Raw genomic sequence first — 10,936 nt, 5'->3', positions numbered from 1 at the left:
TGTTGGCCGTGCTTCGGATTTTTCCATGTGGGAAGGCGGTCAATATGCACTTGGCGACTGAGTTCCTCGAACGTCGGCACCTCGCGCTTGGCATTGTATCGCGGGTTTAGGCCCGACTTTGCCATGCGCCGATATTCCAAGGCCCGCTCGCGTGCTTGGTTGAGCGTCACCACATCAGCCCCACCCAATCCAAAGTCCGTGCGCAGCGGTGCACCCTTCGCGTTCTTCTGTCCTTTGACCGTGACACGTACAATCCAGCGCCGCGCACCGGAAGGGTCAACAACGAGATAAAGCCCCGCTCCATCACCATGACGTCCAGGCCCAAGATTCTCAACTATCTTTTTGGTTAGCTTCCCGCCCAGCGCCGCCACTCGACATACCACCTTATGTACCACGCAATGAAAGCGTACATCGGCAACCGAATGAAATCTAGCGAAACCTAAATTTAGCAGGTTGTTTCAGGTTTTCTGAGGTTTAAGGCGGTTTGGGTCATCCAAGAAAATCGAACAAAAAGTGTGGGTGGCGGAGACGAAGGGATTCGAACCCTCGAGACCCTTCCGGGCCTACTCCCTTAGCAGGGGAGCGCCTTCGACCACTCGGCCACGTCTCCGTTGACCCGTATATGTTTGGAATTCCGAGGAGACAAGAGGCAAAAGGGAGAGGTCGTGGATTTTTTTAGGTGGTCTCAGAAAGGCGACCACAAGGCAAAATCCGGACATGCTTGGCGGGTTTGGAAGTCGCGCTGCGTAACCCTCTGCTTGGTGTTTTGCGGATTGAACGGGCAAGGCGTAGCACGCGGGTTGCTGTTTTGCGAAGGGGATTGCAGGGGCGCAGCGGTAAAAGATGCGCCCGCCCAAGCAGCATCATTTTGCAGCAAGGACGGGGGTGGGGGCTAGCGCGGCACAACGGTTTCCACTGCACGTTTGGTGGCGGCGACCACGGTGTCTGCCTCGGCACGGGTGAGGCAGAAAGGCGGGGCAAAGCCCAGGATGTCGCCCTGGGGCATGGCACGGGCGATGACGCTGTCCTGGGCCAACAATGTGGCTGAGACCTGTGGGCCGATCTTGTCTGCCGGGTCAAAGAAGCGGCGGCGGTCCCGGTCCTGAACAAACTCCACTGCGCAGAGCATACCTTCGCCGCGAATGTCGCCGACATGGGGGTGATTACCCAGGGCTTCGCGCATGCTTTGCTGCAGGTAGGCGCCAATGGCGCTGGCGTTTTCGATCAGGTTCAGCTCGTCGATCAGCTTGAGGTTGGCTACTCCGGCTGCCGCGCCAATGGGATGGGCGGAATAGGTCCAGCCATGGCCGATGGGCCCGTTTTCATCGGTGCCTTGCTCTAGGACTTTCCAGACCTTGTTCGAGACGATGGAGCCGGAGAGTGGCGCATAGGCCGAGGTCAACCCCTTGGCGATGGTGATGATATCGGCCTCCAGCCCGTAGTGATCTGAGCCAAACATGGAGCCCAGGCGGCCAAAGCCGGTGACCACCTCGTCAGCGACCAGCAGGATATCATGTTTCTTCAACACAGCCTGAATGGCGGGCCAGTACCCTTCGGGGGGGGGAACAATGCCACCGGTGCCCAGAACCGGCTCGCCAATGAAGGCGGCGATGGTATCTGCGCCTTCGCGCTCGATCATCGCTTCCAGTTCGGCCACGCAATGGGCAACAAACTGTTCTTCGGTCTGGTTTATGTCTTCGCGACGGAAGTAATAGGGCGCTTCGGTGTGCAGTACCTGGGCCAGGGGTAGGTCAAATTTCTTGTGAAACAGCTCTAGCCCGGTGAGCGATCCGGTGACCAGGCCGGAGCCATGGTAGCCGCGCCAACGCGAAATGATCTTCTTCTTTTCCGGGCGGCCAAGGGTGTTGTTGTAGTACCAGATCAGCTTGACGTTGGTCTCATTAGCGTCCGATCCACCAAGGCCAAAATAGACCTTGGACATATTGGCAGGTGCACGGTCGAGGATCATTTTGGACAGGGTGATCGAGGCCTCGGTGCCGTGGCCTACATAAGAGTGGTAATAGGCGAGCTCTTTCGCCTGGGCTGCGATGGCTTCGGCAATTTCCTGGCGGCCATAGCCGACATTGACACAGTAGAGCCCGGCAAAGGCATCCAGTAGCTGATTGCCATCGCGATCCTCGATATGCACGCCGCTGGCGGTTTTGATGACGCGCGAGGGGCTTTCCCCCCGGGCATGCTGTGCCAGGTGGGTGGAGGGGTGAAAGAAGTTGTCGCGGTCCCAGCTGTCCAGTTGATCGTTCTTCAGCATCATGTCTTCCCGTCTCTGTCGCGTAGAATTTGCATATTTGTGTACAACGGCAAATGAATCACTTGCCTTTGTGGTGAAACTTGGCAGTAATCTTTAAAAAACTCCATGATGTTTTTGATGTTGTACACATCACAACTCCTTATACCTCAGAAAGGATAACGTAGTGGCCCCAGGAAATGCCCCGTTCAGCCGCGCTGAATATGACCGTCGTATCGCCAAGACCCGTGCCGCCATGCAGCGGGCTGGGATTGAGTTGTTGTTTGTGGCGGACCCGTCAAATCAAGCTTGGCTTACCGGCTACGACGGCTGGTCTTTCTATGTGCATCAGGGGGTGCTGCTGGGGCTGGAAGGAGAGCCGATCTGGTGGGGGCGCTATATGGACAGCATCGGGGCAGGACGCACCTGTTGGATGTCTGCTGACAATATCCATGGCTACGGCGACCACTACGTGCAATCAACCGAGCGCCACCCGATGCAGGATCTGGCGGGCCACATCCGGGAACTGGGGTATGAAGGCGCCCGCATTGGTGTCGAGATGGAGAATTACTATTACTCCGCCAAGGCCCATGCAGTGCTGACCGCCGAGCTGCCAAATGCACAGTTGCTGGACGCGACTGCGCTGGTCAACTGGCAGCGGCTGGTGAAATCCGAGGATGAGATCGGTTTTATTCGCAAGGCCGCGCGGATTTCGGAAAAGGTCATGGCCACCGCCATTGAACGCGCCGCGCCGGGGGTGCGCAAGAACGACCTTGTGGCCGATATCTATCATGCCGGCATCACGGGTGTTGGCGATGACTGGGGCGACTACCCTGCGATTGTGCCGCTAACGCCTTCGGGTCTGGATGCAACAGCGGCGCATCTCACCTGGGATGGTGCGCCAATGCGCGCTGGCGAGGCGACCTTTTTTGAGCTGTCGGGCTGTTACCGACGGTACCATGCACCGCTGTGCCGGACCGTTTATCTTGGTACCCCGCCTCAAGAAGTGCTTGCAGCCGAGGCGGCGCAGCTTGAAGGCATCGAGGCGGGCCTGCAGGCGGCACGGGCGGGCAATCGCACCTGCGATATCGCCAATGCCTTTATTGATGTGTTGAAAAGCCATGGCATCCACCGCGAGGGGCGTTGTGGCTATCCCATCGGGCTGAGCTATCCGCCGGATTGGGGTGAGCGCAGCGCCTCTATTCGCAGCGAAGATGAGACGGTACTGGAGCCGGGCATGGTATTTCACTTCATGCCAGCACTCTGGATGGAGACCTGGGGGTTAGAAACCACCGAGACCATTTTGATCACTGAAAACGGCGCGGCAGAAACCCTGTGTGATGTGGAGCGCAAGCTCTTCGTCAAAGGCTAGGGCGATGGATGTACGGGCGCGCACCTGTGAGATCCTGAGCGATCTCATTGCCTTTCCCACTGTGTCCAGCGAGAGCAATCAGGCGCTGATTGCCTATGCGGCAGGGCTGCTTGAGGAGTGTGGCGCCAAGGTTGATCTCACCTCTTCTTCCTGTGGGAAGAAGGCCAATCTCTTTGCGACGCTGGGGCCGCAGGTGGATGGCGGCATCCTGTTGTCCGGCCATAGCGATGTGGTGCCGGTGACCGATCAGGAGTGGAGTTCTGACCCCTTTGTGATGCAGGAGCGCGAGGGGCGGCTTTATGGCCGTGGAACCTGCGACATGAAGGGGTTTATTGCCGCCTGTATGGCCATGGCGCCTGCCTATGCGGGGCAGGTCAGCGCCCGGCCGATACATTTTGCCTTTACCTATGACGAGGAAGTTGGCTGCTTTGGCGCGCAGCACCTGGCAGAGGATCTCAGGGCGCGTGGGCTGACGCCGGGGGTGGCCATTATAGGTGAGCCTACAGAGATGCGGGTGATCGAAGGTCACAAGGGGTGTTATGAATACAGCACTCACTTCCATGGGCTTGAGGGCCATGGATCGGCGCCGGATCAGGGCGTCAACGCAGTGGAATATGCGGTGCGCTATGTTGCGGAGCTGTTGCGGCTAAAACAGCGCCTGCGCGCGATGGCACCCAAAGGCAGCCGTTTTGATCCGCACTGGAGCACGGTCAATGTCGGGGCCCTGCGGGGCGGGGTGGCGCATAACGTGATCGCCTCAAAGGCGCAGGTTGATTGGGAGATGCGGCCAGTAACCTCCCGCGATGCCGATTTTGTCAAAACCGCTTTGCACCAACTGTGTGAGACAGAGCTTTTGCCGGCCATGCGCCAGACCCATCCTGAGGCTTCGATCACCCTTGAAACCATTGGCGAGGTGGCCGGGTTAGAGCCGATGGCCCAAAACGAGGCCCGCCGTATCATGTCTGAGCTGACTGGTGCCAATGACGCCGATCTGGTTGCCTTTGGCACCGAAGCGGGTATTTTCCAGGCTCTTGGCATGGATGTAGTCGTCTGTGGTCCGGGCTCGATTGCCCAGGCGCATAAGGCGGATGAATACCTCGCTTTGGATCAATTGGATCAATGCCTCTCCGTGTTGGGGCGACTTGGGAGATATCTTTAGGTGACCGACACCCCCTCACCGCAAGAGGCATTGGAAGATGCAGGGCTGTCAGTGCGGGATCGACATGCCCTGATGCATCACCTGCTGCGCCAGCGGATCTGTTTGCTCGAATACCTACCGGGAACGCGCCTGTCAGAGGTGGCCTTGGCTGAGGAGTTTGGCACCAGCCGCACCCCGATCCGTCGGGTACTGGCGCGGCTGGAGGACGAGGGCCTGGTGCAGTCGGTGCATGGTGTTGGCACTGTTGTCACCGATGCCGACCTTGCGGAGCTGGAGCAGGTCTACCGCCTGCGGGTGGAACTGATTGCCCTGACCGCGCGGCTGGATCCGGTCACACCGGATGCCGGGTTTATCGCGCAGTTTGATCAATTGGTGCTGCGCGGTGCCGAGATCGTCCATTCCGGCACCGCGCGGGCCTTTACCCAGTTTGATATTGATGTGTTTCAGGCGCTGTTGCAGCTGACAGACAATCTTCCACTGCGCCATACGTTGGAACGCCTGTATTTCCAGACCAAACGGCTCTGGCTCAGGGCCGCGGAAGAGGCGCAACTGAATCTGGAAGAGGAATTCCGCATCTTTCAGCACGAGTTGGAGGCCATTCAACTGGCGCTGCGCTCAGGTGATGTTGAGGCCGTGGCTCATATCCAGCGGGCCCATATCTCGATGAGCTTTAATCGGTTGCAGCAAAAAACCAGTTGAAGATTGTAGGTGCTGGATCTGCCTTGGGGAAGGCTTACAAGGGGAAGGGCCAGACCCCAATGATCGCTTCGTGCAGCGGCAGCAGTGAAGCCCAGCACAACAGCCCAAGCACGCAGCGCGGTGCCAGATCACGCAGGTTGCGGTGCAACCAGGTCTTTTGCAGTAGCGGCGTTAGCGACAGCCAGGCGGTTTTTGCAAAAAACGCCTCGGCGTGGTCGCCCATTTCCCGCGCGGCTTTCTTGTCAAACGCCCACATGGCGATCAGGGAAAAGCTAGCAAAACTACCAAACATCAGCACATGGGCCAGGTCACCATTGACTACAAAATGAGTCGCGGCCCAGATAAGCAAAGCCATCAGCAGCGGGTGACGACTCACGGCGGCGATGCCGGGATCAACAGAGGTGAACTGGGATTTCTGAGTGCCGCCGAGGGTATGGGCATTGCGTAGCCCCAAGCCGCAAAAAATCAGAACAAAGGCCAGGGGCATGGCCAGATTTGGCAGCCAGCGCATCCAGGCCTGCTGGGGCCAAATCTCTAACCTTGGTGCCTCTGAGACCTGGACGATCAGCCAGGCAAAGAGCACCAGCGACAGCGCGCCATAGAGGGAAAAATAAAGCCGTCTTCCGAGTTTTTGGATCAGCTTATCGCGCATCCCGCCAATGCGGGGGATGATGTGGCTGGCCAAAAAGGCGCTGAGGGAGAGTGCAAAACCTAACCAGTCTGACATTGTCTTTGGATCTCCCTGTGGATTGTGGCTAGCCTGCTGAACTGCTCAGGTCAGAGAGGCGATTGGTGTCTGTGACCACAATGCGTTTGCGGGCCGAGCGCACAGTGCCTGCCTTTTCCCAGGCCGACAACAGGCGGCTGACGGTATGCAATGTGGTGCCGGTCATGTCAGAGATGTTTTTGCGGGTGATGGGAAAAGCGATTTCAACCCCGCCCTCAACCTGACTGCCGGATTGGCTGACCAGCCGCAGCAGGGCCGCTGCCACCCGTCGTTCCACGCCCTGGGTTGCCAGTTCGGTGATCCGGGTCTGCATCTCATCCAGCCGCCCGCCGAGGGTCTTGTAGCTTTCGGTGGCAAAGCCGGGGTAGTTCTGCACAAAGGGCTGCCAGAGCCGCACTGGCCAGGACAGCGCCAGCGCTTCGGAGGCGGCAAAGGCTGTGGCGGGGTAGGTGTCGCGCTGTAACGCTGGCGCAATGCCAAACAGCTGCCCGGGCGGGATATGCAGGGCAATGATCTGCTCGCCGTCGACAGTGGTGCGTACCACCCGCAGATGACCATCAAGCAGCAGATAGAACCGGTCGGCCTCATAGCCCTCGCGGAAGATTTCGGTCTCGACCGCATAGCGTTTCGAGCTCGCCTGATCGAGAATTTCGCGGATTTGTGCCTGTGACAGCTGCGAAAAGGGCGGCAAGGTGGTCAGCAGACTTGCGTCAAGTTGGGCCACGAGATCTCCTGAGCTGCCGCTGCAAAGGCGCTTTTTTGAATTCGAGTTTGTGGCACAACAACGTACCACCCTCGTTGATAGATCAAAGCTGGGGTTTAGAAAACACCCGGTTGGCCGTTATCATCGGCCAATTCGCAGATGTTATGGTTTGAGCGCCCCCCTTGCGTAGGGGCGCTAATCCACTCCAGTGCAAAGGAACCGCCAATGTCACCGCGCCCCCCTTTCCAAGGTCCTGCCCTGTTTTCCTATGGGTTTCGCCCGTTTTTTGCTGGCGCCAGTGTCTTTGCCCTTTTGGTGGTGCCACTCTGGCTGTTGATCTGGCGGGGGGAACTAGACTACGCGGGGCATTTTTCATCCGTGGACTGGCATATCCACGAGATGATCTTTGGCTATGGCAGCGCGGTGCTGGCCGGGTTTTTATTCACTGCCGTGCCCAATTGGACTGGGCGATTGCCAATCAAGGGCTGGCCGCTGGCGCTGCTGTGTCTGGTCTGGGTCCTGGGGCGAATAGTGCTTTGGGGTTTTGACGGGATCTCTCCGGTTTTGGTGCTGGCACTGGACGGCAGTTTCTTGTTTCTGGTGGCGGCGATGATTGCACGGGAGGTCATTGCCGGGAAAAACTGGCGTAATCTCAAGGTGCTGGTGCCAGTCCTGTTGTTGGCGGTCGCCAATGTCCTGTTTCACATCGAGGTGATGGTGAGTGGAGCGTCAGACTATGGGCGGCGTCTAGGAATCGCGCTCTTGGTGTTTTTGATCATGCTGATTGGGGGGCGTATCATTCCCAGCTTTACCCGCAACTGGCTGGTCAAAGAACGGGGCAAGGATGCGGCCCTGCCCATTGCCTTTTCCCGCTTTGATGCCCTGTCACTTATCGTTGGGGTGCTGGCACTCATCTCTTGGGTTCTGGCACCCGAGGCGGGTGTTTCTGGCCTGTTGCTGCTGCTCGCGGCTGTATTGCATGTCGCCCGGCTGACCCGCTGGCGCGGTCTGTCCGTGCTGGCCTCACCTTTGCTGGTGATGCTGCATGTCGCCTATTTCTTTGTTCCTCTGGGGGTGATGGTTTCCGGCTTTGCCGCCTTTGGGCTGGTGGAGCAGGTTGCGTCGGTGCATTTACTGGGAATCGGTGCGGTTGGCGGCATGACTATGGCCGTTATGATGCGGGCTTCGCTGGGCCATACCGGGCGCGCGCTGGTGGCAGGGAGGGTGTTGACCATCGGCTTTGCCCTGTTGTTGCTGGCGGCCATGGTTCGCATTCTGGGGGTGGTCATTGTCCAGCTGGAGGATGTCGGGGTGGATCTGTCTGCCGGGCTTTGGACATTGTCCTTTGCGCTGCTTTGCCTTCGGTTGCTCCCCTGGCTCTTGGTCGAAAACACCGCTCGGCGCAGTCCCAATCCCGCTCCTGGAGTGGTAGCTAAGGCGCAGAAATAAAACCTATTTCTGTTCGGAACCCTAGTTCATTGAGATGTTCACCCCAACTTTGTTACCGCTGAGCACTTTGCGCCTGTTTTACGTCTTTGCGCTTGCCTCATAGAAGAGTGACCGCGAGGTCAGTTTTCCGCTCTGGGCTGGCTCTGGTGATTGCCTGAAAACAGGGCAGGGCAGCGGAGATGTTTTAGGGTTCGATATTTTAATCTTGAAATAAAAGGCGCATGGCGCTTACAGTTTTACCCAGACAGCGGCTCTGCAGTTGCAGGCCGTTGCCCTGGTCCCGGTAAGCCCCACGACAGATGGGGCGGGATTTGGGCAAGAAAAACTGGCGCCGCCTGGCTGATACGGGAATAGTGGCGCTATGGCACCTGCGATCAACGCGGGGCAAAACACTGAGTACACGAAGTACACTGGGAGAACGTTAAAAATGAAGATTTTGAAATCACTGGCACTGGCGACAGCTGTTTCGACGCTGGCTCTTGCGGCCCAGGCCGATACCAAAATTGGCATGATCACGACCCTGTCCGGCGGCGGCGCTGGTCTGGGAGTGGATGTGCGTGACGGCTTTATGCTGGCGATCGAAGCCGCGGGTCGCGACGATGTGGAAGTGGTGATCGAGGATGATCAGCGCAAACCCGAAAGCGCCGTTCAGATTGCCGATCGCATGATCCAATCCGAGAAAGTCGACATCATGACCGGCATCATCTGGTCCAACCTTGCAATGGCCGTGGTGCCGGCAGCAACGGCGCAGGATGTGTTCTACCTGTCGCCCAATGCTGGCCCTTCGGTTCTGGCGGGCAAGCGCTGCCACAAAAACTATTTCAACGTCGCTTGGCAGAACGATAACCTGCACGAAGCTGCTGGTGCCTATGCCAATGACGCCGCGCTTAAAAACAGCTTTATCCTGGCGCCGAACTATCCGGCGGGCAAGGATGCGCTGACCGGCTACAAACGCATGTATGGCGGTGAGCTGGCTGGTGAAATCTACACCAAGCTCGGCCAGACCGACTACGCTGCCGAGATCGCCCAGATCCGCGCCTCGGGAGCTGACTCGGTCTATTTCTTCCTGCCCGGCGGCATGGGGATTTCCTTCCTCAAGCAATATGCCGACAGCGGTGTTGACCTGCCAGTTGTGGGTCCTGCCTTCAGCTTTGATCAGGGCATCCTCCAGGCCGTGGGTGCCGCAGCGCTGGGCATCAAGAACACCTCGCAGTGGAACAAGGACATCGACAACGCGGCCAATGCGGCCTTCGTTGCGGATTTTCAGGCCAAATACGGTCGTCTGCCCTCGCTCTATGCCAGCCAGGGCTTTGACACCGCCAACCTGATCCTCAGCGCCTTGGACAAGGCTGACGTCAAAGACCAGGACGCCTTCCGGGCCGCGCTCAAGGCTGCTGAGTTTGACTCGGTGCGTGGTGATTTCAAATTTGGCGACAACCACCACCCGGTGCAGGACATCTATGTGCGCGAAGTGATCCAGGAAGGTGATGTTTTCACCAACAAGATCATTGCTACCGGTCTGTCTGATCACGCGGACGCCTATGCGTCCGAGTGCAACATGTAAGCAAAGCCCGACAGGCGGGGCTGCGCAAGGCGCGGCCCCGACCTAAGGAAAGAACCCCCATGTCTCTTATTCTCATTCTTGAGCAGGTCCTGAACGGTTTACAGTTCGGGGTCATGCTCTTCCTGATGGCGGCTGGTCTGACGCTGGTCTTTGGCGTCATGGGGTTGATCAACCTCGCCCATGGTGCGCTTTACATGGTGGGGGCCTTTGCTGCCGCCGCTGTGGCGGGCTGGACCGGGTCCTTTGTGCTGGCTCTGATGGCCAGTCTGGCGGCCGCCGCTGCGGCTGGTGCGCTGGTGGAGGTCACTGTCATTCGGCGATTGTACGACCGGGATCATCTGGATCAGGTGCTTGCGACCTTTGCGCTGATCCTGATCTTTTCCGAAGGCACCCGCTGGCTCTTTGGCTCATTCCCGCTGTTTCTGGACGTGCCGAGCTATCTGTCCGGGCCGGTGACCCTGCCGGGGGGTATTCAATACCCGCTCTACCGTCTGGCGATTATCGTGATTGGTCTGGTGGTCGGCGCCGGGTTGTTCTGGCTGATTGCCCGCACCCGCATTGGCGTGCAGATCCGCGCTGGTGAAGCCGACCGTGAAATGATCGCGGCGCTGGGGGTGGATATCTCCAAGCTTTACACGCTGGTCTTTGCGCTGGGCGCTGCCCTTGCCGGGCTGGCCGGCGCCTTGGTCGGTGCGATTCAATCGGTGCAGGTTGGCATGGGAGAACCGGTGCTGATCCTCGCCTTTGTGGTCATCGTCATTGGCGGCATTGGCTCAATCAAGGGGGCGCTGGTTGGCGCCCTGCTGGTCGGATTGACCGATACATTGGGCGGGGTTTTCCTACCGCGTCTCTTTGCGCTGATGATGGAGCCGGCAAGTGCCGCTTCGCTGGGAGCTTCTTTGGCCTCCATGCTGATCTATATCCTGATGGCGGCGGTGCTGCTGGTGCGCCCGTCAGGCCTATTTGGGGGGAGCGCATAAGATGGGGCGCGAGAAGATTTTTAACGCCGCCATGCTGT

10 protein-coding genes and 1 tRNA gene are annotated in these 10,936 nt (G+C 58.6%); 6 read left to right on the top strand and 5 right to left on the bottom strand.

Features of this window, described 5'->3' with window-relative positions; translation table 11 throughout:
* From ABJP42_RS13060 to ABJP42_RS13050, 3 genes are all read right to left on the bottom strand, one after another.
* Positions 1-371, bottom strand: a 371-nt coding sequence (locus tag ABJP42_RS13060; protein ID WP_348341021.1) for an Arm DNA-binding domain-containing protein, incomplete at its 3' end; no start/stop codon positions are given.
* A 149-nt stretch (positions 372-520) separates the two neighbouring features.
* Positions 521-610 (bottom strand) — tRNA-Ser (locus ABJP42_RS13055).
* Between the two features lie 282 nt (positions 611-892).
* The gene (locus ABJP42_RS13050; protein ID WP_348341019.1) at positions 893-2,269 is read right to left on the bottom strand and encodes an aspartate aminotransferase family protein; all 1,377 of its coding nucleotides are present in this window, start codon (positions 2,267-2,269) and stop codon (positions 893-895) included.
* A 163-nt stretch (positions 2,270-2,432) separates the two neighbouring features.
* Between ABJP42_RS13050 and ABJP42_RS13045 the strand changes: the two genes are divergently transcribed.
* Genes ABJP42_RS13045 through ABJP42_RS13035 form a run of 3 tightly spaced genes read left to right on the top strand, consistent with a single transcriptional unit; the run spans position 2,433 to position 5,475 of the window.
* The gene (locus ABJP42_RS13045; protein ID WP_348341017.1) at positions 2,433-3,617 is read left to right on the top strand and encodes a M24 family metallopeptidase; all 1,185 of its coding nucleotides are present in this window, start codon (positions 2,433-2,435) and stop codon (positions 3,615-3,617) included.
* A gap of 4 nt (positions 3,618-3,621) precedes the next feature.
* Entirely contained in the window at positions 3,622-4,776 is a 1,155-nt protein-coding gene (argE, locus tag ABJP42_RS13040) for an acetylornithine deacetylase (RefSeq protein ID WP_348341023.1), read from the top strand.
* Positions 4,777-5,475, top strand: coding sequence for a GntR family transcriptional regulator (locus ABJP42_RS13035; protein WP_348341015.1), 699 nt, complete (start codon positions 4,777-4,779; stop codon positions 5,473-5,475).
* A gap of 34 nt (positions 5,476-5,509) precedes the next feature.
* Here the strand turns inward: ABJP42_RS13035 and ABJP42_RS13030 are convergent, their stop codons facing one another.
* Positions 5,510-6,202 carry an NnrU family protein gene (locus ABJP42_RS13030; RefSeq protein WP_348341013.1) on the bottom strand — a complete coding sequence of 231 codons (693 nt, stop codon included), beginning with the start codon at positions 6,200-6,202 and terminating at the stop codon, positions 5,510-5,512.
* A 28-nt stretch (positions 6,203-6,230) separates the two neighbouring features.
* Entirely contained in the window at positions 6,231-6,926 is a 696-nt protein-coding gene (locus ABJP42_RS13025; RefSeq protein WP_348341011.1) for a Crp/Fnr family transcriptional regulator, read from the bottom strand.
* Between the two features lie 204 nt (positions 6,927-7,130).
* Between ABJP42_RS13025 and ABJP42_RS13020 the strand changes: the two genes are divergently transcribed.
* The 3 genes from ABJP42_RS13020 (at position 7,131) to ABJP42_RS13010 (ending at position 10,898) form a co-directional block, all read left to right on the top strand.
* A complete protein-coding gene (locus ABJP42_RS13020) occupies positions 7,131-8,354 on the top strand; it encodes an NnrS family protein (protein ID WP_348341009.1) in 1,224 nt (407 codons plus the stop codon).
* Positions 8,355-8,781: 427 nt separating this feature from the next.
* Complete coding sequence (locus ABJP42_RS13015) at positions 8,782-9,918, top strand: ABC transporter substrate-binding protein (protein ID WP_348341007.1); 1,137 nt, start codon at positions 8,782-8,784, stop codon at positions 9,916-9,918.
* Positions 9,919-9,977: 59 nt separating this feature from the next.
* Entirely contained in the window at positions 9,978-10,898 is a 921-nt protein-coding gene (locus ABJP42_RS13010; protein WP_348341005.1) for a branched-chain amino acid ABC transporter permease, read from the top strand.
* Positions 10,899-10,936 lie beyond the last annotated feature (38 nt).

The sequence above is a fragment of the Pseudophaeobacter sp. genome, assembly GCF_039971195.1.
GTDB lineage: Bacteria > Pseudomonadota > Alphaproteobacteria > Rhodobacterales > Rhodobacteraceae > Pseudophaeobacter.
The sequence above is the reverse complement of the archived record's forward strand: the minus strand, read 5'-3'. Positions and strand labels throughout refer to the sequence as shown.